Raw genomic sequence first — 22,649 nt, 5'->3', positions numbered from 1 at the left:
TCCGGATCGGAGAACGCGCTCCGCCAGACTTCCTTGTGGATGATGTTGGCGACTTTAGCCCCGCCTGACTCGGGCTCCTTTCACGTGAAGGCGTCGGCCATCGAGCCCTTCTTCCTGGCGATGAAATCCTTCAGCGCCTCGTCGATGGCGGGATCGAGATGCGGCGCCTCGTAGCTTTCCAGCCAGCGGCGTGCGAGCTCGTTGGCGCGCTGCGGGGCGGTCTTCTCGCCTTCGGCCAGCCACTGCTCATAGGAATTGTTGTCGGCGATATTGGAGCGGTAGAAGGCGGTCTGGAAATTGGCCTGCGTGTGGTCGCAGCCGAGATAGTGGCTGCCCGGACCGACCTGGCGGATCGCGTCCATTGCCTGGCCGTTTTCCGACAGGTCGATGCCTTCGGCAAACTTCTGCTGCATGCCGAGCTGGTCGATATCCATCATGAATTTTTCGTAGCAGGAGGCGAGACCGCCCTCCAGCCAGCCGGCCGAATGCAGGACGAAATTGGTGCCGGCAAGGATCGTCGAGTTGAGCGTGTTGGCGCTCTCATAGGCTGCCTGCGCATCCGGGACCTTCGAGGCGCAGAGCGAGCCGCCGGTGCGGAACGGCAGGCCGAGCCGGCGCGCGAGCTGCGCGGCGCCGTAGGAAACCAGCGACGGCTCGGGCGTGCCGAAAGTCGGCGCGCCGGACTGCATCGAGATCGACGAGGCGAAAGTGCCGAACAGCACCGGCGCGCCGGGCCTGATCAGCTGGGTGAACGATGCGCCGGCGAGCACTTCGGCCAGCACCTGCGTCAGCGTGCCGGCGACGGTCACCGGGCTCATCGCGCCGGCCAGGATGAAGGGCGTGACGATGCAGGCCTGGTTGTGGCGCGAATAGACTTTCAGCGCCCCTAGCATGGTCTCGTCGAACACCATCGGCGAGTTGGCGTTGATCAGGCTGGTCAGCACCGTGTTGTTCTCGACGAAGTCGTCGCCGAACACGAGCTTGGCCATCGCCACCGTGTCCTCGGCCCGTTCCGGCGCCGTCACCGAGCCCATGAACGGTTTATCCGAATACCGGATATGCGAGTAGATCATGTCGAGGTGGCGCTTGTTGACCGGCACGTCGACCGGCTCGCACACCGTGCCGCCCGAATGGTGGATCGACGGCGCCATATAGGCGAGCTTCACGAAATTCTGGAAATCCTCGATCGTCGCGTAGCGCCGGTTGCCGTCGAGGTCGCGCACGAAGGGCGGGCCGTAGACCGGCGCGAACACGGTCGCGTTGCCGCCGATCTGCACCGAGCGCTCCGGATTGCGCGCATGCTGGGTGTAGATCGAAGGCGCGGTCTTCAACAGCGAGCGGCAAAGACCTTTCGGAAAATGCACTCGCTCGCCCTTGACGTCGGCACCCGCTTCCTTCCAAAGCGCCAGCGCCTCGGCGTCGTCGCGGAAAATGATGCCGATTTCTTCCAGCACCGTGTCGGTGTTCTTCTCGATCAGCGCCAGGCCTTCCTCGTTGAGGACCTCATAGACGTTGATCTTGCGCTTGATATAGGTGAGCTGTGTGCCCGGACCGCCGCCCGAGCGCGCCGCGCGCCGGGCCGCAGCGCCGCCGCTGGCACCGCGCCCGCGCCGTGCGTTTGACGCTTCCTGGTCGACTGCCGCGTTCTCGCTCATGATCGTGCTTCCTGTAAAACCTGATCTGGATTGGCTCGCGGCCCGTAACCGCCGCTTCTCGCCGGATCGTAACCATGCACCCTATTGGAAACGGCCCGCCAGCGCCAACGCCTGTCGCAAAATCGACAAGAAAAGCGCCAACTTTCCAGTCGCTTTCCTTTTGCGGGAAGTCGCAAATCAGCTATGGCTAGCTTGCCCTCGCGGGTTAGGTATTGGCGCATCGATTTTTAGGCTGCCGCAGTCATTCCGAGCAGCAAGGAGCCCGAGAAAATGTCCGACGACGAGATCATCCTTTCCGAGCTTTCCGACGACGAGCTCGTGCAGCAGATGCACGACGACCTGTATGACGGGCTGAAGGAAGAGATCGAGGAAGGCACGCGCATCCTACTCGAGCGCGGCTGGGCGCCTTACAAGGTGCTGACCGAGGCTCTGGTCGAAGGCATGCGCATCGTCGGCGAGGATTTTCGCGACGGCATCCTGTTCGTCCCGGAAGTGCTGTTGTCGGCCAACGCGATGAAGGCCGGCATGTTCATCCTGCGTCCGCTGCTCGCCGCCACCGGCGCGCCCAAGCAGGGCAAGATGGTGATCGGCACCGTCAAGGGCGACATCCATGACATCGGCAAGAACCTCGTCGGCATGATGATGGAAGGCGCCGGTTTCGATGTCATCGACCTTGGCATCAACAACGCCGTCGAGAAGTACCTGGACGCCATCGAGCAGCACCAGCCCGACATTATCGGCATGTCGGCGCTGCTCACCACCACCATGCCCTACATGAAGGTCGTGATCGACACGATGAAGGAAAAGGGTATCCGCGACGATTATGTCGTGCTGGTCGGCGGCGCGCCGCTCAACGAGGAATTCGGCAAGGCCGTCGGTGCCGATGCCTATTGCCGCGACGCGGCGGTGGCGGTCGAGACCGCCAAGGACTACATGAAGCGCAAACATAACGTTCGCGCTTCCGCCTGACCCAAGGCATCAGGATGGATCGACAAGAAAAGCCGCGCCTTGCAGCGCGGCTTTTTTGTACCCAGATGATAGGCGAGGCTGCCGATCAGTTGACGGTGTCTTTGACCGCCCTTGCCGTCGATTTGACGTCCTTGCCGACGCCCCGGATGGTGTTGGCGCAGGCCGTGAGTGCAAGCGCGCAGGCCAGGATGGCGATCGGCGCGATGCGTAGCAGTTTCATGGACGGTGTCTCCCTCGGCAGATATTAAGCCCCGCAGCGAAAGCCGGCCCGACTTGGTCAAGACGCAAAAAACGGAACCGAATCAAACAGACAGGCTGCTCGTCATCGCCTGCGGGATGATTGCGCGCGAAGTTTTGGCCGTCAAGCAACAGCTAAAGCTCGACCATCTCGATCTGACCTGCCTGCCGGCCGAGTTCCATTTCTACCCGGACCGCATCGCGCCGGCGATGGACAAGGCGATCGAGAAAGCCAAGGCGGAAGGCTACCGGCACATCTTCGTCGGCTATGCCGATTGCGGCACCGGCGGCCTGCTCGACCGCGTCATCGAGAAGCACGGCGTCGAGCGCATGGCCGGGCCGCACTGCTTTGCCTTCTACCAGGGCATGGACGCCTACGCGAAGGTGGCCGATGACGACATGATGTCGTTCTACATGACCGACTTCCTTTGCCGCCAGTTCGAGGCCTTCTTCATCAGGCCGCTCGGCCTCGACCGCCATCCCGAGCTGATCAAGGATTATTTCGGCAATTACGAGAAGCTGATCTATCTCGCCCAGACCGACGATCCGGAACTCGACAAGGTCGCCGAGAAAGCCGCCGTCATGCTCGGCCTCGTCTATGAGCGCCGCTCGACCGGCTATGGCGACCTGACAGGCGAGCTGGCGCGGACGGCACAGGGCGCTGCCCGAGACGCCTAGTCGTCACGCCTCTTCCAGCGCGGCAAGCACATCGGCGAAGCTGGTCTTGCAGACGAAGCCGAGCCGCTCTCGCGCCCGCGAGGGATCGTAGACGCGGTCGATCGAGGAAAACATGGTCCAGCCCTTCCTCGCATAGAGCCTCGAATAATCCGCGAAATAGCGCGCGACGACGGACGGCGCGTCGGCGATCAGCTCGGCGCAATCCTGCGGCCGGAACGGTGTCGGCGTTGAGATGATGAAGGTGTCGAAGCCAAGGCTCGGCGCCTTCTCCAGGGCCGCCACATGGGCTTCCGCCGCATCCTCCACCGTCAGTCGCCGGAACAGCAACTCGTTGGCCTTGGTGTTGGCATCGGACCGTTCGATGGCATGCGCCATGTCGTCCGCCTCGGGAAAGAAGCGCGCCGTGCGCAACACCACCACCGGCAATCCATGCTCGATATGATAGAGGCGACAGAGATGCTCGGCCGAGAGTTTCGTCACGCCATAGATGTTGCGCGGTTCCGGCGACATCTCTTCCGTCAGCCAAGCGGCCTTGCGCGCGCCGCCCTGGAAGCCGGCGCGGATTGCCTGCGAGATCATGAGCGACGTCGTCGAGGTGAAGACGAAGCGTTGCACGCCGCAGGCTACCGCCGCGTCGAGCAGGTTCAGCGTCCCCTGGATGTTGGTTGTGACGAAATCGGTACTCTCGGATTGCTCGATGTTCGGCTTGTGCAGCGCGCCGCTGTGAATGATGGCCTCGATCCGATTGTCGCGGACAGTTCCGAAGACCAGCTCGCGATCCGCGATCGAGCCGACGACTTGCGTGCGCGCCGAGGCAACCGGATCGAGACCGACCACCTCATGGCCGAGCGCTTCAAGCCTCGGCTTGAGCGCGCTGCCCAACCAGCCGGACGATCCCGTGAGCAAGATTCGCATCAATCAAACCGCCATTTTCCGAGCTGCTGTTGTTAAGCACGGATGACAGGTGAGCGCGAACCGGTAAGTTGTACGCCAGCGATAGGAAGAACTTTGTTCCAGCCATTGATTTGAGGAAACACGTTCATGATGCCTCGCCTGTTCCTTGCCGCCCTCGGTCTCGTCGCCCTCACTTTGCCGTCTCTTGCCGACGGCGAGGTGCAGAAGCTGATCACGGCTGCCGACAAGGCGCGATTGGACAAATATGGCGAAACGCGCAAGGCGGCTCTCGAGGAGGCAAAAGCCGGCGATCCGTCCGAGGTCAAGCAGTTGGACGAACTGCTCGCCAGACCTCTCGTCGCCTTCTCCGACAAGGATCTCACCGGCAACTGGAAGTGCCGCACCATCAAGGCGGGCGGCCTGAGCCCGCTCATCATCTATGGCTGGTTCAAGTGCAAGGTGACCGACGACGGCTCCGGTTGGCGCCTCGCCAAGATCAGCGGCTCACAGCGCACCGCCGGCCGCTTCTTCGACGACGGCGAGAAACGCTCCATCTATCTCGGCTCGTTCTCGGTCAATGATGACAAGGCCAAGCCCTATGGCAGCGGCCCCGAAAGCGACCAGGTCGGCTACGCCTTCCGCAACAGCGCCACCGAGTGGCGGATCGAATTCCCGGCGCCCTATTACGAATCGAAACTCGACATCATAGAATTCAAGCGCTGAGCCCGTCCTCTGCTGCCTCGTTGAAACGGCGCCGGCACACCAAGGATTAACCTGCTCCGCATAGCATGCGCGCGATTTCAAGCGGGTGGGTGCCGTGGCAGCGTCGGACCAGAAAACGCGACCGATCGTGGTCGTCACCGAAGGTGGCCCGCATATCTGGGCCATCGTCAATGCGCTTGCCGACCGCGTCGGTTCCGTCAGCGTCATCCTCGAATCCGCTGAATCCAAAAAGCGCCTGCTCATCGGCCGCGCGCGACGCCAGGGCTGGATCTCGGCCATTGGCCAGCTCGGCACCATGGTGCTGACGAGACTCGGCAAGCGGTTCTTCGCCGGTCATGCCGAGAGACTGATCGCCGACGAGAATCTCGACACCGAACCGCGGCAAGGTCAGGCGATTATCCATGTGCCATCCGCCAACGGGCCGGAATGCCTCGAGGCGATCGCCAGGATCAATCCGGGCGTGGTGCTGCTTGCCGGATGTAGGCTGTTGTCGAAGCAAACGCTGGCAAGAATGCCCTGCCCGGTGCTCAACTACCATGCCGGCATCGCGCCGAAATATCGCGGCATGAATGGCGGCTACTGGGCGCTGGCCTGCGGCGATCAAGGGAATTTCGGCACCACCGTGCATCTGGTCGATGCCGGCGTCGACACCGGCGGCGTGCTGAAGCAGGCGCGCGGCAGGCCCAGGACCGGCGACACGATCGCCAGCTACGCGCTGCGGCAGGCAGCCTTTTCGCGCGATATCTGCGTCGAGGCGGTCGGCAATGCGCTGGCCGGCAGGCTGGATACGATCGATCCCAATCTGCCGTCGAAGCAATGGTATCACCCGACGATCTGGTTCTATCTCTGGACCGGCCTGACCAAGCGCGTCTGGTAGGCCGGTCAATTGGTCGCCCTGTATGCTATTGTCTACAGGAGAGTGAGTTCTGCCGATGTCCAACATGGCCCTTATCAATATTCGCGTCACCTCTGACGAACGTGAGCTTCTTGAAGCTGCTGCCCGTCAAGCACACACCAGTCTCAGCGATTTCATCCGGCATAAGGCCGTTGAAGCAGCCGAAATGCAGGTGCTGGATGGGCTTGTGGTGACGATCCCGGCTGCCGATTGGGAAAAGTTCGAGGCTTGGGCAAAGTCGCCGGCGCGAGGGCGCGCCGGTTTGCAAAGGCTCGCTGCGTCGCGGCCTGTATGGCAGGTCTGACACCTCCTCGGCCCTCTTGCCAGCGACGACGAAACCCCGTCTCTCAATCCGCGCTTATGACCTTTCTTTTTGCGACCTCCGGCAGCGTCGCTTTTGAAGGCGCGCGCGTCGTCCCATAACAAGCGGCTCAACCACGCATGCGGCAATGCTCCAAGACTTCGAGGAGTTGAGAATTCATGGCCGATCTGATCGTCGTCTACTGGCGCGACATCCCTGCCCAGGTCATCGTCAAGAAGGGCCGGCAGAACGCCAAGCGGGAATTGCCGCTGCGCTTCACCGAGGCAATCGACATGTGCGCCATGCGCACCGGCGCCGGCGGCACCGACGACTATCTGGCGGAGTGGCGGAAGGCCGATCCGATCCCGGTCGGCGACGACATCGAAGCCGAGGTCGAGAAGGCCTATCAGGAACTCGACGCGAAATATGACCGCGAGCGGCTGGTCGCTCTGGTCAAGGCTGGCGGGAAAGAAAATGTCTGAGCAACAGCCGGCGGTCACCCAGGCCACCTTGGTCAAGAAGGCAGCGCCGAAATCCGATTACAAGCCTGCCGACGTGTCGCCGCAGCGCCGCGTCCAGCGCACTTTTGCCGTGCGGCTTTGGTCGGTCCGGCACTCGCGCTTGCTCGAGTGGTTCTACGGCAGGTTCGCCGACGCCTTCCTGCTCTTGCACCCTCTGTGGAAAGGCATCGGCTACGGCCGCGTCGAAGCCCCGGTGAAATTCGTCGAGAAGCGGGTCAAGGGCTTCATGTTCGACTGCCGCATGTGCGGCCAATGCGTGCTCTCGTCCACCGGCATGTCGTGCCCAATGAACTGCCCCAAGCAACTGCGCAACGGTCCTTGCGGCGGCGTGCGCGCCAACGGCAATTGCGAGGTCGAGCCGGACATGCCCTGCGTCTGGGTCAAGGCCTGGGAAGGCTCGCGCAATATGGTCCACGGCGACAAGATCCTCACCGTGCAGAAGCCGGTCGATCAGTCGCTGCGCGAAACCTCGGCCTGGCTCCGCGTGACCGCGCAGGCCGCCGCCGCGCGCGAAGCGGCCAAGAATCCCGGAGCTTCGGCATGACCGTCCGCCAGATCGACGAGAACCCGGCCGGCATCCACCTGCCGCTCGAGCCCCTGCCCGGCCACACGTCGCGCGGCCGGCTGGAGCGCGTGCTGCGCCGCGGCGAGTTTGCTGTAACGACCGAGCTCAATCCGCCCGACAGCGCCGATCCGGAAGATGTCTATAACCGCGCCAAGATCTTCGACGGCTGGGTCGACGCCATCAATGCGGTCGACGCCTCGGGCGCCAACTGTCACATGTCGTCGGTCGGCATCTGCGCGCTGCTCACCCGCATGGGCTATGCGCCGATCATGCAGATCGCCTGCCGCGACAAGAACCGCATCGCTATCCAGGGCGACGTGCTGGGCGGCGCCGCCATGGGCGTCGCCAATATGCTGTGCCTCACCGGCGACGGCGTGCAGGCCGGCGACCAGCCGGGTGCCAAGCCGGTATTCGACCTCGATTCCATGTCGTTGCTCGAAACCATCCGCATCATGCGCGACAATGGCAAATTCCTGTCCGGCCGCAAGCTGACGACGCCGCCGCAGGTCTTCCTGGGTGCTGCCGTCAACCCCTTTGCGCCGCCTTACGACTTCCGCCCGATCCATCTCGGCAAGAAGATCGCCGCCGGCGCGCAGTTCGCGCAGACGCAGTATTGCTTCGACGTGCCGATGTTCAGAACCTTCATGCAAAAGGCGCGCGACCTCGGCCACACCGAAAAGCTCTTCCTGCTCTGCGGCGTCGGCCCGCTCGCCTCCGCCAAGACCGCGAAATGGATCCGCTCCAACGTGCCGGGCATCCACATCCCCGATGCGGTTATCAAGCGGCTGGAGGGCGCGCAGGATCAGAAGAAGGAAGGCAAGCAGCTCTGCATCGACATCATCAACGAGGTGAAGGAAATTCCGGGCGTCGCCGGCATCCATGTGATGGCCTATCGCCAGGAAGAATATGTCGCCGAGATCGTCGATGAATCCGGCGTGCTGAAAGGCCGCCAGCCTTGGAAGCGGGAGATCCGCCGCGACGACCAGCTGGTCGCCGACCGGCTCGACCACCTGCTGCATGACGAGATAACCGAAACCCAGGTGGATATGGTGAAGACCGCGCACTGATGTATGTCGCCCCAAAATGGGAACCGGTTTTGGGGCAACGACACACATGAACCTGGAATCTAAGATCGCGGACGGCACGCATTCACTTGAACCAAATCAGATAACGATATAAAGAAGTCTTTATATCCCGACGGAGAGATTTCATGACCCGCACCATCGTCGCCTCGGCGACCCGAGAAATCGTCATCGGCTTCGATCAGCCCTTCTGCGTGATCGGCGAGCGCATCAACCCGACCGGCCGCAAGAAACTGGCCGCCGAGATGGTGGCCGGCAACTTCGAGACCGTCATCAAGGATGCGCTGGAACAGGCCGCCTGCGGCGCCACCATGCTCGACGTCAATGCCGGCGTCACCGCCGTCGATCCCAACGCCACCGAGCCGGCGCTTCTGGTGCAGACGCTGGAGATCGTGCAAGGCCTGGTCGACCTGCCGCTGTCGATCGATAGCTCGGTGACCGCCGCGATCGAGGCCGCGCTGAAGGTCGCCAAGGGCCGCCCCCTGGTCAACTCCGTCACCGGCGAGGAAGAAAAGCTCGAGGCGATCTTGCCGCTGATCAAGAAATACAATGTCCCGGTCGTCGCGATCTCCAACGACGAGACCGGCATCTCGATGGACCCCGACGTCCGCTTCGCCGTCGCCAAGAAGATCGTCGAGCGCTGCGCCGATTTCGGCATCCCGGCGCATGACGTCGTCGTCGACCCGCTGGTGATGCCGATCGGCGCGCTGGGCGATGCCGGCCGCCAGGTGTTCGCGCTGCTGCGCCGTTTGCGCGAAGAGCTCAAGGTCAACACCACTTGCGGCCTCTCCAACATCTCCTTCGGCCTGCCGCATCGCCACGGCATCAACGCCGCTTTCATCCCGATGGTGATCGGCGCCGGCATGACCTCGGCAATCATGAACCCGGTCCGTCCGCAGGAAATGGAAGCCGTTCGCGGTGCCAATGTGCTGAACGGCACCGACGAGAACTGCACCAACTGGATCCGCACCTACAAGGACTATAAGCCGGCCGAAGGCGGTCAAGCGGTTGCGGCTCCAACAGCCGTCAATGCGCCGGGCGAAGGCAACGGCAATGGCGGCCGTCGCCGCGGCGGCCGTGAAGCCCGCATGGCCAGAGGATAAGCGCGCAATCGTGAGCCGCACCGCAAACAAGGCTGGTCCGATCGCATCGTGGATGCGGCCGAACAGCTCTGCTTTGCGTTCAGGCCACGCCCAATATGGCGTCGAACAATGCCATGCCCGCCCACGATCCGAAGATGCCTGTCACGCCGCCGACGATAAAATCATCGTCATAGGCGGGCCAGAACGCGTGCAGCAGCAGCGCGCCGACGATCGCGCCGAGGATCCCGGTGGCGAGATATTGCGGATTGCGCAGCCACGAGCCCTTAATCACGCGCACCATGGTGAACGCGGTGAAGATGGCGGAGAGCAGCAGATCCGACATTGTTGGCCCCTGGACCAACGGACTCTCCGCCCAATAGTAAAACGATCCGTTAAACGGCATCGGCGATTGCCATCGAGACACGTGCCAGCATGAATCCTCCCCCCAACATCACCGATCCGCTCGTGCTGTTCATGCCGTCCGGCAAGCGCGGCCGGTTCCCGATCGGAACGCCAGTGCTCGATGCCGCGCGCCAGCTCGGCGTCTATGTCGAAAGCGTTTGCGGCGGCCGCGCCACCTGCGGCCGCTGCCAGATCGAAGTGCAGGAAGGCAATTTCGCCAAGCACAAGATCGTCTCGTCCAACGACCACATCTCGCCCAAGGGCGCCAAGGAAGAGCGCTATGAGCGCGTGCGCGGCCTGCCCGAGCGGCGCCGCCTCTCCTGCTCGACGCAGATCCTCGGCGACCTCGTCATCGATGTGCCGCAGGACACGGTCATCAACGCCCAGACCATCCGCAAGGACGCCGATACCAGGGTGATCGCCCGCGATACGGCGATCCGCATGTGCTATGTCGAGATCGAAGAGCCCGATATGCACAAGCCGCTCGGCGACCTCGACCGGCTCAAGATCGCCCTGATGAAGGACTGGGGTTTCAAGAACCTCGAATTTGACTTTTATCTCATGCCGCAGGTGCAGGGTATTCTGCGCAAGGGCAACTGGACCGCCACCGCCGCCATCCACAAGGATGCCGACAGCGACATCGCGCGCGTTATCGCGCTGTGGCCCGGCCTCAAGAACGAGGCATACGGCCTCGCCTGCGACATCGGCTCGACCACCATTGCCATGCATCTGGTGTCGCTGCTGTCGGGCCGCGTCGCTGCGTCCTCCGGCACGTCCAATCCGCAGATCCGCTTCGGCGAAGATCTGATGAGCCGCGTCTCCTATGTGATGATGAACCCGGACGGCCGCGAAGGCATGACGGTCGCCGTGCGCGAGGCGATCTCCGGTCTCGTCGACAAGGTCTGCGCGGAAGGCAATGTCCAGCGCAACGACATCCTGGATTCCGTCTTCGTCGGCAATCCGATCATGCATCATCTGTTCCTCGGCATCGATCCGACCGAGTTGGGCGGTGCGCCTTTCGCGCTTGCCGTCTCCGGCGCGGTGCGCATCAAGGCCTCCGACATCGGCCTGAAGCTCAACCAGGGCGCGCGCCTCTATATGCTGCCCTGCATTGCCGGCCATGTCGGCGCCGACGCGGCCGCCGTCACCCTGTCGGAAGGCCCGCATCGCCAGGACGAGATGATGCTGATCGTCGACGTCGGCACCAACGCCGAGATCGTGCTCGGCAACTCCACGCGCGTCGTGGCGGCCTCCTCCCCGACCGGCCCGGCCTTCGAAGGCGCGGAGATCTCCGGCGGCCAGCGCGCGGCGCCTGGTGCCATCGAGCGCGTACGCATCGACCCCGAAACGCTCGAACCGAGATATCGGGTCATCGGCTCGGAGCTGTGGTCCGATCAGCCGGGCTTCACCGATAGCGTGCAGGCGACCGGCGTCACCGGCATCTGCGGCTCCGGCATCATCGAAGTGGTGGCGGAGATGTATCTCGCCGGCATCATCTCGGAGGACGGCGTCGTCGACGGATCGCTCGGCATGCGCTCGCCGCGCATCGTGCCCAACGGCCGCACCTTCTCCTACGTGCTGAAGGAGGGCGAGCCCAAGATCACCATCACCCAGAACGACGTGCGCGCCATCCAGCTTGCCAAGGCGGCGCTCTATGCCGGCACCAAGCTTCTGATGGAAAAGCAGCACACCGACCATGTCGACCGCATCCATTTCGCCGGTGCCTTCGGCTCCTTCATCGATCCGAAATACGCCATGGTGCTCGGCCTGATCCCGGATTGCGACTTGGACAAGGTCCAGGCCGTCGGCAACGCCGCCGGCGCCGGCGCGCGCATGGCGCTGCTCAATCGCGGCTACCGGCGCGAGATCGAGGAGACGGTGAGCAGGATCGAGAAGATCGAGACGGCGCTTGAGCCGAAATTCCAGGAGCACTTCGTCTACGCCATGGCCCTGCCGAACAAGGTCGACCCCTTCCCCAAGCTGGCGGCCGCGGTGAAGCTGCCGCCGCGCAAGGCGATGAGCGAGGACGGCACCGCCGGTGACGCTACCCCACGCCGGCGTTCACGCGAGGAGCGCGCTGCGCGGCGCGGTCGGGACTAACGCTTCAGCTCATTCCGCGGCCCCTGCGGCCGCGGCATTGGCTGCCTTCACGGCGCCCTTGGGACGGTGCGGATGCAGCAGCCCGATCAATGGTTTTTCGACGATCAGATAAAGCATCGCCGAGAGCGCAAGCGTGGCGACCAGGATCGTCGCCGGCTGCAACGCTGCCGGCAGGCCGGTCCTCAGGACGACGCCCGTCGCCAGGACGCCGACCACGACATGCCACAGATAGATCGAATAGGACGCATCGCCGAGAAATGTGGGCAAGGCAGCCGGCTTGAACGGCCGCGCCCGCTCGGCAAAAACCGCGCCCGCCACGATCAGTGTCGCCGGCAGCCCCCAGCGCAAGGCGCGAGCCATGCCGGCGTCGAACAATGGGCTGGCCGCTAGCAGAAGAAATCCTGAGGCAGCCATCGCCAGCGCCACTCCGAGCGGCAGCCTGGCGCCCTGGAGCCACAAGCGCCCGACGACGACGCCGGCCGCGAATTCGAGCACGACCGGATCGCTGAAGGCGCGTGCGTATCCGGCAGGAAGCACGAAATGCAGCGCGACGATGGCGACAAGGGCGCCCACGAGGATGCCGAACCGCCAGCGTTCCCCGAGAAACAGAACCAGCGTGAAAACGAGATAAAACATCATTTCATAGCAGAGCGTCCAGCCTTGTATGACGATGGGATGCAGCGTGTTCTCCTGCAGAATCGGCAGGAAGAACAGCGAACCAACGAAATTCGGGACGCTGAAGAAATGGCCGTAGAAGAACTGCGGCTTGATCAGGATGCCGGCCGCGGTCAGCAGCGTGACGATCCAATAGAGAGGCACGATGCGGGTGATCCGGCGCCCCATGAAGCGCCAAGGATCAGCCGGCCTGCCGGCCGTCGTCACCCACATGATGAAGCCGCTGATGACGAAGAAGATGTCGACGCCGGCCGCCCCGACGTCGAACGGACCGCCGAACTGCTCGCTGACGTGAAAGCATACCACCGCGCAGGCGGCGAGGCCGCGCAGATATTGAACACTATGGATGCTCGTCACGATGCCTCGATCCGATCGCATCATGTTGCGATGCACACGCCCCACGCCGCATTGCACAATAACAATGCAGTCGCTTGCTGCTGTCAACCGCTGATGGCAGCTATCTGGATAGAAACCGGCATAGCAGCCCTCTAAATTCGTTTGCACGCAAATGTTTCCGGATTCGCGCGATCCGGAAACCGAGACGCGGTTTTCGCGAAATCGATCCGATACATGCGTGACGCATTTAACGCGCATCGAACGGCGGCCGACCATGCATGTCGCCCAAAAGTGTCTTTTGGGAAACGACATGCATGAAAATAGATCCTCGGCTGCCGCTGGTCTTCAAGGGAGATGAAAATGTCGATGTACGATAATCTCAGCCGCTTCGGTGTGACCATCAGGCAGGCTCATGCCAGGAACAAGGCGGTCCGCGCGCTGAACAGCCTGCCGGCGCATGTCCAGAAGGATATCGGCTGGCCGGCTTCGCCGCCGAGCGACCCGCAGGCAGCCCTTCATGCGCTGCTTCTTGGCACGCCGCGCTGATGACCTTCGCCGATAAATGCAAGCTGCTCGGCAAGCGCCTGGGCCGCGACGCGGCCTCGGCGAACGTCGACAACAAATTGCGCGCGGCGCTGCTGCCGAAGCGGCGCTAGAGCAATTCCAGGAAAGTGCGCGGCGGTTTGGCTCGGCAGTTAGCCGTAGCCTTCCGCCCGAAATCGCGCAAACAAAGAGCCGGCACCATCCGATCACGCCGATGTGCCAGCGTGATCCTTGACATTTTTAACTGAGGTACAATCTTCGCAGGGCGGGGGGAATTCTCTTAGTCGGCTCTGCCGAAGTGCGTGTATCTGCATGCCCAGTTTGAAAAGCCATCTCGTTTCGTTCGTTCTCAGGCACAGCCGCAAGAAGGCGTTTTCCAGTCCCGAGAACCTGCAGCGCTGGATCGCCTACGCCCGCAAGACCGAGGACTATCATCCGCCGGCCGTGCTCAGGGTACGGCTGGACATCACCGAGACCGAGATCGACGGCTTTCCCGTCTATGAGATCGCGCCGAAGGCGGGCGAAAGCCGGCGCATCCTCTACCTGCACGGCGGCGCCTACGTCTTTCAGATCACGTCCTACCATTGGGGGCTGATCGCCGAGATGGCCGAGCGTCTCGGCTTCGGCATCACCGTGCCGGTCTACCCCATCGCGCCGGAGCACGACTTCCATGACATGTTCGGCATGGTCGGCAACGTCTACCGGCGCATGCTCGAAGAGACCGACGCCGAGGACATCGTCTTCATGGGCGATTCCGCCGGCGGCAACATGGCGGTCGTGCTGACCATGATGGCGGCCGAGGAAAGCTTGCCGGCACCGTCGCGGCATGTGCTGATCTCGCCCGGTCTCGATGTCTCGCTTGCAAATCCCGAAGTCTTCGAGGCCGAGCGGCAGGATCCGTGGCTGGGCATTGCGGGTGGGCTGGAAGCGGTGCGGCTCTACAGCGCCGGTTTCGATCGCACCGACTGGCACATCAGCCCGCTTTACGGCAACCTGTCCGTGCTGCCCAAGACGCTGCTGCTGACCGGTTCACGCGACATGCTGACACCGGATAATCTCATCTTCGCCGAACGCGCACGCGCTGCCGGCGTCGAGGTCGACCTGGTCTACGAGGAAGGCATGTTCCACGTCTGGCCGCTGATCGAGATGCCCGAGGCGCGCCGCGCTCGCGATTCCATCGTCGATTTCCTCAGCGTTCCGGCGCCAGCCCGAGCCCGCGCTCGACGCAGGACGAAAGCAGCTTTCGCAGCCCGCTCCGCGCCCGCTGCCGAATAGTTCAGAACTTGCCGGTTTCCCGGAACACTTCGAACGTCGCCCGGATGTGGTCGGCCACGGCCTTCACCGGCGCGCTCGCATCGGGCGCCACCACCATGGCAAGATTGTAAGTGCCGATCTCGGGCATGCCGTCCTTGGCGCCGAGCGAGACCATATCGTCGCCGAGGAAGGACTTCGGCAGCGGCGCTACCGCGAGATCGGCCATGATCGCGGCGCGCTGACCGGCCGTGTGTGCGCTCATATAGGCGATGCGGTAGTTGCGGCCCTCGCGTCCAAGCGCTTCGAGAGCGCCGGCCCGCCAGGCGCAGCCTTCTTCCCACAGCGACACCGGCAACGGTTCACGCAGATGCGCGCAGCCGCCCTTGGCGCCCGCCCACACGATCGGCTCGGTCAAAAGCACCTCCGCGCCGATCGCGCTGGTCTTGTAGGAATTGGTGAGCAGCGTGATGTCGAGCGCGCGGTCGTCCATGCGGCGCCGCAGATTGATGCTCTGGTCGATGGTGACGTCGACGGCGATCGAGGGATGCGACTGGGCAAAACGCTTCAGCACATGCGGCAGCACGCGCTCGCCATAGTCGTCCGGGGAACCGAGCCGCACCACGCCGACAATGTCGGGAATGATGAACTTCGACACCACCTCGCGGTTGATCGACAAAAGCCGGCGCGCATAGCCGAGCAGCATCTCGCCATCCGTGGTCAGCGTCACCGAACGCGCGTCGCGCGCGAAGACGGAACGGCCCAGGATGTCCTCCAGCTTCTTGATCTGCATGGAGACGGCCGACGGCGTGCGGAACACCGCATTGGCAGCGGTGGTGAAGCTGCCGGTCTCGGCAATCGCCACGAAGGTGCGCAGCACATCGAGGTCAAGCAGCGGCAAGGGATGATTGAGCGGGGCGTTCATGGCAGCTTGCCTTCAATTTTTCTGATGCAATCCATCATTCCATTTCGTTTGATTGAACATCACTCCAGGCGCATAGTCAACTCGATCGATACAGGATGCTGCCAAAAGCAGCCATGAAACGACCCTGACACAGTCCTGCAATCGACGTGAAATGAAGCTGAAACAGACCTGACTTAACGCAGTGACGGGCGCCTCCCTGCCCGCATAGAGGAGAAAGAAATGTCTATCCTGTCGTCCATCGGTCGGCTTGCGACCGAATTCAGCGCGGCCCGCGCCCGCTACCAGACCGAACGCGCCATCCATGCCCTGCCGATCGAACTGCAGAAGGATATCGGCTGGCCGGAAGCCGCCGACGCCAAGACCGGCATGCGCCTCGGCGTCGGAAGCTGGGCCGGAGCGAAGTAATCAAGTGTGTATGGAGTTCTGAAGGCCTGTCGGATCAGCTCGACAGGCCTTTCGTTTGTTTAGCGCCTTTTTGTTTGCATTCAAACGGCTTTCCAGCCATGCGGCAGCCGCATGACGCATATGAACAAGCCGCATAGCAAGTTAATTTACGAATTAAGCCGCTGTAAATAATCGGAAATTTTGAGCACGCCGCCTAAAAACGTCGCAAATGATGTCGCTTTTCATAACAAGCGCTTCGCTTTTGCGATTTAGTTTTTGCCGAAGCGAGCCTATATCCACGCCAGCAAACGAGCTGCCCCACTCCATCAAGCGAAGGCGACCCGTCTGAGCAACCAATGGAGATGATGATGAAGCTTTTTGCCCGCCTGTTCGCCCGCCGCGAAATGAACCTGACGACCGCTCTCGAGCGTCAGCGTCTCGCCAAGACCATGCCCGGCCAGACCGGCGCCATGAATGCCGCCCGTCTCGGCTTCGTCGCCTGAGGCAATCGGCATCCGAAGCTGAATTCAACGCCGCCCGGTTTAACCGAGGCGGCGTTTTCATGTGCATTGACGTCGCATTGCCCGGGCGACGGTGCTTTATGCCTCGCTGAATTGCCCATTTGCGACCCATGTCGCAAATTTAATCTTCACTTAGCCGCCTACCCGATTGACAGGAATGCTTTTTCCTGTTGTCGCTATGCTGTTCGCGACATCCTGTTCGCGTCATGGCTGCGTGAGGTTTCCCCGTGAATGCCGTAAAGCATCCGATCAAGAGATCGTTTGTATTCTTCCTCATTCCCGATTTCACCATGATCGCCTTTGCGACGGCGCTCGATCCGCTGCGGTCGGCCAACCGGATGCTCGGCTACGAAGCCTATCGTTGGCGGCTGGCCAGCATCGACGGCAAGCCGGTGCGCGCTTCGAACGGCGTTGAATGCGCCGTCAACACCTCACTCGAGGAAGAGCGCAAGAAGATGGCCGGGCCGGATCGGCCGAACATGGCGATCGTCTGCAGCGGCATCAATGTCGAGCGCTACCATAACAAGTCGGCTTTCGCCTGGCTGCGCGAAGAGTATAATCGCGGCGTCGCCGTCGGCGGCCTGTGCACCGGCGCGCATATCCTGGCCGCCGCCGGCCTCTTGTCCAACAAGCGTTGCGCCATCCATTGGGAAAACCTGCCCGGCTTTTCCGAGGCATTCCCGAAGGCCAATGTCTTTGCCGACCTCTTCGAGGTCGACCAGAACGTCTATACCTGCGCCGGCGGCACCGCCGCGCTCGACATGATGCTGAAGCTGATCGGCGACGATTTCGACGAAAGCCTCGTCAACCGCGTCTGCGAGCAGGTGTTGACCGACCGCGTGCGCAGCCCGACCGACCGCCAGCGCCTGCCGCTGCGCGCCCGCCTGGGCGTGCAGAACTCCAAGGTGCTGACCATCATCGAGCTGATGGAGGCCAACCTTTCCGAGCCGCTGTCGCTGATCGAGATCGCCGACCATGTCGATCTGTCCCGCCGACAGATCGAGCGCCTGTTCCGCACCGAAATGGGCCGCTCGCCTGCCCGCTACTATCTGGAGATCCGGCTCGACCGCGCCAGGCACCTGCTCATCCAGTCCTCCATGCCGGTGGTGGAAGTGGCGGTGGCTTGCGGCTTCGTCTCCGCTTCGCATTTCTCCAAATGCTACCGCGAGCTCTACGCCCGCTCGCCGCAGCAGGAGCGCGTCGACCGCAAGCAGCTGCTGGCGGCTTAAGCGGGCAGAGGCGCAGTCGTCTAGGCGGACTGCCCCTGCGCGGTCCGCATCGCCTCGATGCGGATGTCTTCGGTGAGTTGCGCCTTGAGCGCGGAAAATTCCGGGCTGGTCTTCAGCGTGTAGTGACGCGGATGCGGCAGGTCGACAGGCACGTCCGATTTGATGCGGCCGGGCCTGGCGCTCATCACGATCACCCGCGACGCCATGAAGATCGCCTCCTCTATGTCGTGGGTGACGAACAGCACGGTCTTCTTGCGCCGCTCCCAGATACCGAGCAGCAGTTCCTGCATCAGTCCGCGCGTCTGGTTGTCCAGCGCGCCGAACGGCTCGTCGAGCAGCAGGATCGCGGGGTCGTTGGCCAAGGCGCGCGCGATCGCCGTGCGCTGCTGCATGCCGCCCGACAGCTGCTTCGGCCAATGGTTCTCGAAACCCCTCAGCCCAACGAGATCGACATAGGAAGCGACGATCTCGTTGCGCTCGCGCTCGGGCCTGCCTTGCTCGCGCAGGCCGAAACCGATGTTCTCGGCAACCGTCAGCCAGGGAAACAGCGTGTAAGACTGGAACACCATGCCCCGGTCCGGCCCCGGCCTTGTGACCGCCTTGCCGTCGAGCAGCACGCGACCGGTGCTTGGCGCCTCCAGCCCGGCGACGATCCTCAGCAGCGTCGACTTCCCACAGCCGGATGGACCCAGGATGGTGATGAAATCATTCGCCGAGACGGACAGCTCAACCGGCTGCAGCGCTCGCACCGGCTCCCCGCCCCTGACCCCGGCAAAGGTCCGCGAGACACCCTCGATCAGAAGCTTGCTCACGCCAGGCTCCATGGATAGAGCCAGCGGTTGAGCGCCTTGAAGGCGAAATCGGACAGAAGCCCGATCAGCCCGATGACGATGATCCCGAAGATGATCTGCCCCGTCGCCAGCCGCGACTGGCTGTTGATGATCATGTAGCCGATGCCCGACGAGGAGCCGATCAGCTCGGCGACGATGACATAGGTCCAGGCCCAGCCGAGCACCAGCCGCAGCGTCTCGGCGATCTCTGGCGCGTTGGCCGGCATGATGACGCGCTTGACGATGCCATTTTCGGTCGCTCCCAGCGTGTAGGCAGCTTCGACAAGGTCCCGCCTCGTGGCGCCGACCTTGACCGCGATGATCAGAATGATCTGGAACACCGAGCCGACGAAGATCACCAGGAGCTTTTCGAGCTCGCCGATGCCGGCCCACAGGATGAGCAGCGGGATGAAGGCCGACGCCGGCAGGTAGCGCGCAAAGGATACGAACGGTTCGAGGAAGGCTTCGACCGGCTTCCAGGCACCCATGGCGATGCCGATCGGCACCGCGACGATCGACGCCAGCACGAAGCCGCCGAAGACACGCCAGATGGTGATCAGTATATCCAGCCAGAAACGATCCTCGGTAAGCAGTCGCCAGCCATCCTTCAGCATCGACAGCGGATCGGCGAGAAAGATCCGGTTCACGTGGCCGCCGAGCGTGATCCACGCCCAGAACGCAACGAACAGGACAAAGAAGGCGACGCCGAGCACGGTTCGCGTGCCCGGCGCAACGGGGTGCAAGGGGCGCAGCATCAGGAAGTCCTTGAGAGGAGGGATCGGCGGCGTGACACCGCCGATCGATACGCGATCAGTCGGCGATCGCGCTGGTGTCTGCAAGCGTCGACACATCCGGCGCTTCCTTGATCAGCCCCATCTGCAGCAGCAGCTCTGCCGCGGTCTTGGAAAAGTCCTGAAAATCCTTGGTGAAGAACTGCTTGTTCTCCGCCTTGTCGGCCCATTTCAGGTACTTGGCCGAGTCCTCGAACTCCTTGGCCGACTGCTTCACGTCGGCTCCCATGATCTCGTAGGATTTCTGCGGATCCTTCTTGATCATGTCGAGCGCGTCGAAATAGCTGTCGGCGAGCGCCTTGGCGGCATCGGGATTGGCCTTGAGGAAGTCCGGCGTGCAGCCGACCGTATCCAGCACCATCGGATAATCTAGCGTGGTCGCCAGGATATGGCCCTGGTCGGCCTTGTCGCGCACGGCCGAGATGAAGGGCTCGTAGGTGACGGCGGCATCGTTCTGGCCGGCGAGGAAGGCTTGCGCCGCCGCGTCCGGCTCCAGGTTGACGACGGTGACGTCCTTGGTCGACATGCCGTTCTTGTTGAGCACCCAGGCGAGCAGGAAATAGGGCGAGGTTCCGGGCGCGGACGAGGCGACATTCTTGCCCTTGAGATCGGCGACGGTCTTGATGTCGTTGCGCACGACGATGCCGTCGGCGCCATAGGATTTGTCGAGCTGGAAGATCTGCTTGGTGGTGACGCCGCTGGCGTTCCACACCATCCAGGTCTCGACCGTGGTCGCCGCGCATTGCAGGTCGCCGCTGGCGATGGCCAGCGGACGGCTCGCCTGCGGCACCTTCTTGAGCGTGACGTTGAGCCCGTGCTTTTCGAAAAGCCCGGCCTGCTTGGCCAAGGTCAGAGGCGCGAAGCCGGTCCAGCCGCTGATGCCGATGGTGAGCGACGTCGCGGCCATCGCCGGCGCGCTGAGTACCGCGGCCGCCGTCAGCGCCGCCGCGAAGATGGAGGTTTTTTTCATTGTGGTTCCCCTTTTTGTGGTGAGTGCGAATTGTCTCACAGACGCCAAAAGGCTTGTCAATGAAGCAGAAGCCGCACTGGACGATGGTCCAATCCGGCGCACGCCGGCGGACCTTGAGGGGCTTCTCGATTGCTCACGGCGTGCCCCAGCCGCGGTTGCGCCACATCTTCTCGCCCGCCAGGCAGTCGGCGGCCGGCTTATCGTCGGCGAGCACGACCGGCGGATACGCGGCCTCTTGCGCCGCCCATTGCAGCGAAGCGGGACCGGCAAGCTCGAGCACCAGCTTGCGGCGGATCGCTTCGGGAAACTGCGTCCAGTCATTGACCGGGATCATGAAGGCGCCCGGTCCGCCGATGACGCAGTCGCTGTAATAGCGGTCGAGATTTTCAACGTCGAAGGCGCCGCTGAAACCGCCGCGCGTCATCAACGGCAGCCCATTGATGGTGATGCCTTGCTTGACCACCTCGTCGCGCGTGAGGTCCACCGGCGCGCCCTGATTGTTGGGCCCGTCGCCGGAGATGTCGATGACACGCTTGGTTCCCTGAAAGCCGCTCTCGGCGAACAGGTCGCTGCCGAAGCTCAGCGCGCCGGAGATCGAGGTCCGCCGGGCGCTGTCCGGCGGGCTGGCATTGAGTTGCGCCACCACCTTCTCGGCATCGTCGCGGTTGGCGATCACCGTCCACGGCACGATGACGCGCTGCCAGGTCGTGCCTGCCCACTCGACATAGGTGACGGCGATCTTGCCATAGGCGCCGTCGGCGATGGCCTTCAGCACATTGTCATGCGTCAGCGCCGCGGCATAGCCGTGGCGCTGGATCTCAAGCTCGGCCGGCGATATCGAGAGCGAAACATCGACCGCCAGCACCAGCTCGACATCCACGGGTTCGGCGGGAGAAGCTGCCGGCGTCAGCCAGAGCGCCAGCGCCAGCGCGGCACTGCCTGAAAGGATATGCCTTGCACGGGCATAAGCAGACATGAGGAAAGGTTAGGCGAAAATCGCCGCGCGCAAAAGCCGGGAATCCGGGCATCGGATTCCGCCGCCGCGGAACCGCTCAAAAATACCGCGCGAGATTCGAACGGATGCGTTCCAATACGCTGTCACCGGAAAGGTCGGGCACGAATTTCGCGCCCGTGATCGCCCCATAGGCCTGGATATAGACCGCCGAGGCCTGGTTGACGATCTCGTCCGGTATTCTGGGGATAGGGTCTTTGTAGGGATCGCAGCGCGCCGACACCCACGACCGGATGAAATCCTTGTCGAAACTCTGCGGCCGCCCGCCGCTTTCGAACGCCTCGTCGTAGCTCGCCGCGATCCAGTAGCGGCTGCTGTCGGGCGTGTGGATTTCGTCAGCCAGCACGATGGCGCCGTCCGGCGCGGTGCCGAACTCATATTTGGTGTCGGCCAGGATCAGGCCGCGTTCGGCGGCGCGCTGCTGGCCGCGGGCGAACAGTTGCAGCGCATAGCGCGATACGGTGTCCCACTGCGCCTGCGTGAGCAGCCGCTGTTCGATGATCTCGGCTTCCGACAGAGGCTCGTCATGGCCGCCGCTGGCGGCCTTGCTGGTCGGCGTGATGATCGCTTGCGGCAGCTTTTCATTGTCGCGCAGCCCATCCGGAAAATTATGTCCGTAGAAGCTGCGTTCGCCCTTCCTGTACTTGGTCAGGATCGAGGTACTGGTGGTCCCCGCCAGATAACCGCGCACCACGATCTCGACCGGCAGCATGTCGAGCCGCGTGCCGACCACGACATTGGGATCGGGATACTCCAGCACGTGATTGGGACAGATGTCGGCGGTTTCCTCGAACCAGCAGCGCGCCGTCTGGGTGAGGACCTGCCCCTTGAATGGGATCGAGGCCAGGATCGTGTCGAACGCGCTTAGACGATCGGTGGCGATGATGATGCGGCGCCCGTCCGGCAGATCATAGTTCTCGCGCACCTTGCCGTTGTAGCGGTTGGGCAGTTCGGGAATGAAGGCTTCGGACAGGATGCGCATGGTGCGTGTTGCTTTTCGCGGGCTGCTGATGAGCCACATAAGCCGTTGGCCCCCAGCACATCAAGCCAAGCCTGAAGGCCTTCCGAGGATGGCCAG

26 protein-coding genes are annotated in these 22,649 nt (G+C 63.0%); 15 read left to right on the top strand and 11 right to left on the bottom strand.

What is annotated here, in order from left to right; genetic code table 11:
• Nucleotides 1–80: 80 nt before the first annotated feature.
• On the bottom strand, nucleotides 81–1,655 hold the full coding sequence (locus FJ419_RS09185; protein WP_140689916.1) for a trimethylamine methyltransferase family protein: 1,575 nt from the start codon (nucleotides 1,653–1,655) through the stop codon (nucleotides 81–83).
• 270 nt (nucleotides 1,656–1,925) lie between these two features.
• Here FJ419_RS09185 and FJ419_RS09180 point away from each other — a divergent pair, with 270 nt between their 5' ends.
• Nucleotides 1,926–2,624: a B12-binding domain-containing protein gene (locus tag FJ419_RS09180; protein WP_140495658.1), complete on the top strand. Its 699-nt coding sequence runs from the start codon at nucleotides 1,926–1,928 to the stop codon at nucleotides 2,622–2,624.
• Nucleotides 2,625–2,709: 85 nt separating this feature from the next.
• Here FJ419_RS09180 and FJ419_RS09175 read toward each other — a convergent pair whose 3' ends face one another.
• Nucleotides 2,710–2,844 (bottom strand): entericidin A/B family lipoprotein, encoded by a 135-nt coding sequence (locus FJ419_RS09175; protein ID WP_041003961.1) that lies wholly within the window; start codon nucleotides 2,842–2,844, stop codon nucleotides 2,710–2,712.
• Between the two features lie 53 nt (nucleotides 2,845–2,897).
• On the opposite strand from FJ419_RS09175, the gene FJ419_RS09170 reads away from it, so the two are divergent.
• A complete protein-coding gene (locus FJ419_RS09170) occupies nucleotides 2,898–3,539 on the top strand; it encodes a DUF1638 domain-containing protein (protein WP_140689908.1) in 642 nt (213 codons plus the stop codon).
• 3 nt (nucleotides 3,540–3,542) lie between these two features.
• Here FJ419_RS09170 and FJ419_RS09165 read toward each other — a convergent pair whose 3' ends face one another.
• Complete coding sequence (locus tag FJ419_RS09165) at nucleotides 3,543–4,454, bottom strand: NAD(P)-dependent oxidoreductase (RefSeq protein ID WP_140689906.1); 912 nt, start codon at nucleotides 4,452–4,454, stop codon at nucleotides 3,543–3,545.
• A gap of 126 nt (nucleotides 4,455–4,580) precedes the next feature.
• On the opposite strand from FJ419_RS09165, the gene FJ419_RS09160 reads away from it, so the two are divergent.
• The 7 genes from FJ419_RS09160 to FJ419_RS09130 all read left to right on the top strand — a co-directional run bounded on the left by FJ419_RS09160 (nucleotide 4,581) and on the right by FJ419_RS09130 (nucleotide 9,623).
• Nucleotides 4,581–5,156 (top strand): DUF4893 domain-containing protein, encoded by a 576-nt coding sequence (locus FJ419_RS09160; protein WP_140689904.1) that lies wholly within the window; start codon nucleotides 4,581–4,583, stop codon nucleotides 5,154–5,156.
• Nucleotides 5,157–5,250: 94 nt separating this feature from the next.
• A complete protein-coding gene (locus tag FJ419_RS09155) occupies nucleotides 5,251–6,033 on the top strand; it encodes a formyl transferase (RefSeq protein ID WP_140689899.1) in 783 nt (260 codons plus the stop codon).
• Between the two features lie 55 nt (nucleotides 6,034–6,088).
• A complete protein-coding gene (locus FJ419_RS09150; protein WP_140541946.1) occupies nucleotides 6,089–6,355 on the top strand; it encodes a DUF6290 family protein in 267 nt (88 codons plus the stop codon).
• A 176-nt stretch (nucleotides 6,356–6,531) separates the two neighbouring features.
• Complete coding sequence (locus FJ419_RS09145; RefSeq protein WP_127863411.1) at nucleotides 6,532–6,834, top strand: virulence factor; 303 nt, start codon at nucleotides 6,532–6,534, stop codon at nucleotides 6,832–6,834.
• Nucleotides 6,827–7,417, top strand: a complete 591-nt coding sequence (locus FJ419_RS09140) for a methylenetetrahydrofolate reductase C-terminal domain-containing protein (RefSeq protein WP_140689892.1) — start codon at nucleotides 6,827–6,829, stop codon at nucleotides 7,415–7,417. Before FJ419_RS09145 ends, FJ419_RS09140 begins: the two co-directional genes overlap by 8 nt.
• The gene (locus tag FJ419_RS09135) at nucleotides 7,414–8,505 is read left to right on the top strand and encodes a methylenetetrahydrofolate reductase (protein ID WP_140541949.1); all 1,092 of its coding nucleotides are present in this window, start codon (nucleotides 7,414–7,416) and stop codon (nucleotides 8,503–8,505) included. The genes FJ419_RS09140 and FJ419_RS09135 overlap by 4 nt, the downstream gene beginning before the upstream one ends.
• A gap of 143 nt (nucleotides 8,506–8,648) precedes the next feature.
• Nucleotides 8,649–9,623, top strand: a complete 975-nt coding sequence (locus FJ419_RS09130; RefSeq protein ID WP_140541950.1) for a methyltetrahydrofolate cobalamin methyltransferase — start codon at nucleotides 8,649–8,651, stop codon at nucleotides 9,621–9,623.
• A gap of 79 nt (nucleotides 9,624–9,702) precedes the next feature.
• Here FJ419_RS09130 and FJ419_RS09125 read toward each other — a convergent pair whose 3' ends face one another.
• Entirely contained in the window at nucleotides 9,703–9,945 is a 243-nt protein-coding gene (locus FJ419_RS09125) for a hypothetical protein (protein ID WP_224626007.1), read from the bottom strand.
• Nucleotides 9,946–10,034: 89 nt separating this feature from the next.
• Between FJ419_RS09125 and FJ419_RS09120 the strand changes: the two genes are divergently transcribed.
• On the top strand, nucleotides 10,035–12,104 hold the full coding sequence (locus tag FJ419_RS09120; protein ID WP_140689885.1) for an ASKHA domain-containing protein: 2,070 nt from the start codon (nucleotides 10,035–10,037) through the stop codon (nucleotides 12,102–12,104).
• Between the two features lie 9 nt (nucleotides 12,105–12,113).
• Here FJ419_RS09120 and FJ419_RS09115 read toward each other — a convergent pair whose 3' ends face one another.
• Nucleotides 12,114–13,136, bottom strand: a complete 1,023-nt coding sequence (locus FJ419_RS09115; protein WP_246679156.1) for an acyltransferase — start codon at nucleotides 13,134–13,136, stop codon at nucleotides 12,114–12,116.
• Between the two features lie 339 nt (nucleotides 13,137–13,475).
• Between FJ419_RS09115 and FJ419_RS09110 the strand changes: the two genes are divergently transcribed.
• Together FJ419_RS09110 and FJ419_RS09105 are read left to right on the top strand one after the other, a co-directional pair.
• A complete protein-coding gene (locus tag FJ419_RS09110) occupies nucleotides 13,476–13,661 on the top strand; it encodes a hypothetical protein (RefSeq protein WP_140689877.1) in 186 nt (61 codons plus the stop codon).
• A 309-nt stretch (nucleotides 13,662–13,970) separates the two neighbouring features.
• Nucleotides 13,971–14,933 carry an alpha/beta hydrolase gene (locus FJ419_RS09105; RefSeq protein WP_140689873.1) on the top strand — a complete coding sequence of 321 codons (963 nt, stop codon included), beginning with the start codon at nucleotides 13,971–13,973 and terminating at the stop codon, nucleotides 14,931–14,933.
• 1 nt (nucleotide 14,934) lies between these two features.
• Here the strand turns inward: FJ419_RS09105 and FJ419_RS09100 are convergent, their stop codons facing one another.
• Nucleotides 14,935–15,834: a LysR substrate-binding domain-containing protein gene (locus FJ419_RS09100; RefSeq protein ID WP_095764924.1), complete on the bottom strand. Its 900-nt coding sequence runs from the start codon at nucleotides 15,832–15,834 to the stop codon at nucleotides 14,935–14,937.
• Nucleotides 15,835–16,053: 219 nt separating this feature from the next.
• Here FJ419_RS09100 and FJ419_RS09095 point away from each other — a divergent pair, with 219 nt between their 5' ends.
• The 3 genes from FJ419_RS09095 to FJ419_RS09085 all read left to right on the top strand — a co-directional run bounded on the left by FJ419_RS09095 (nucleotide 16,054) and on the right by FJ419_RS09085 (nucleotide 17,968).
• Nucleotides 16,054–16,239, top strand: coding sequence for a hypothetical protein (locus tag FJ419_RS09095; RefSeq protein ID WP_140627083.1), 186 nt, complete (start codon nucleotides 16,054–16,056; stop codon nucleotides 16,237–16,239).
• A 347-nt stretch (nucleotides 16,240–16,586) separates the two neighbouring features.
• Nucleotides 16,587–16,721 (top strand): hypothetical protein, encoded by a 135-nt coding sequence (locus FJ419_RS31420; RefSeq protein WP_081482193.1) that lies wholly within the window; start codon nucleotides 16,587–16,589, stop codon nucleotides 16,719–16,721.
• A gap of 308 nt (nucleotides 16,722–17,029) precedes the next feature.
• On the top strand, nucleotides 17,030–17,968 hold the full coding sequence (locus tag FJ419_RS09085) for a GlxA family transcriptional regulator (RefSeq protein ID WP_254633786.1): 939 nt from the start codon (nucleotides 17,030–17,032) through the stop codon (nucleotides 17,966–17,968).
• Between the two features lie 20 nt (nucleotides 17,969–17,988).
• On the opposite strand, the gene FJ419_RS09080 is transcribed toward FJ419_RS09085, so the two are convergent.
• The 5 genes from FJ419_RS09080 to FJ419_RS09060 all read right to left on the bottom strand — a co-directional run bounded on the left by FJ419_RS09080 (nucleotide 17,989) and on the right by FJ419_RS09060 (nucleotide 22,553).
• Nucleotides 17,989–18,780, bottom strand: coding sequence for an ABC transporter ATP-binding protein (locus FJ419_RS09080; protein WP_140689867.1), 792 nt, complete (start codon nucleotides 18,778–18,780; stop codon nucleotides 17,989–17,991).
• Nucleotides 18,777–19,550, bottom strand: coding sequence for an ABC transporter permease (locus FJ419_RS09075; RefSeq protein ID WP_140691051.1), 774 nt, complete (start codon nucleotides 19,548–19,550; stop codon nucleotides 18,777–18,779). Before FJ419_RS09075 ends, FJ419_RS09080 begins: the two co-directional genes overlap by 4 nt.
• A 58-nt stretch (nucleotides 19,551–19,608) precedes the next feature.
• Nucleotides 19,609–20,559: an ABC transporter substrate-binding protein gene (locus tag FJ419_RS09070; RefSeq protein WP_140689864.1), complete on the bottom strand. Its 951-nt coding sequence runs from the start codon at nucleotides 20,557–20,559 to the stop codon at nucleotides 19,609–19,611.
• Between the two features lie 133 nt (nucleotides 20,560–20,692).
• Nucleotides 20,693–21,535 (bottom strand): DUF1194 domain-containing protein, encoded by an 843-nt coding sequence (locus FJ419_RS09065; protein ID WP_140689859.1) that lies wholly within the window; start codon nucleotides 21,533–21,535, stop codon nucleotides 20,693–20,695.
• Between the two features lie 76 nt (nucleotides 21,536–21,611).
• Nucleotides 21,612–22,553 carry a phosphoribosylaminoimidazolesuccinocarboxamide synthase gene (locus FJ419_RS09060; RefSeq protein WP_140689857.1) on the bottom strand — a complete coding sequence of 314 codons (942 nt, stop codon included), beginning with the start codon at nucleotides 22,551–22,553 and terminating at the stop codon, nucleotides 21,612–21,614.
• Between the last annotated feature and the right edge of the window lie 96 nt (nucleotides 22,554–22,649).

The organism is Mesorhizobium sp. B2-6-2 (assembly GCF_006440615.1).
Classification (GTDB): Bacteria; Pseudomonadota; Alphaproteobacteria; order Rhizobiales; family Rhizobiaceae; genus Mesorhizobium.
This window is presented reverse-complemented; position numbering and strand designations above follow the sequence as displayed.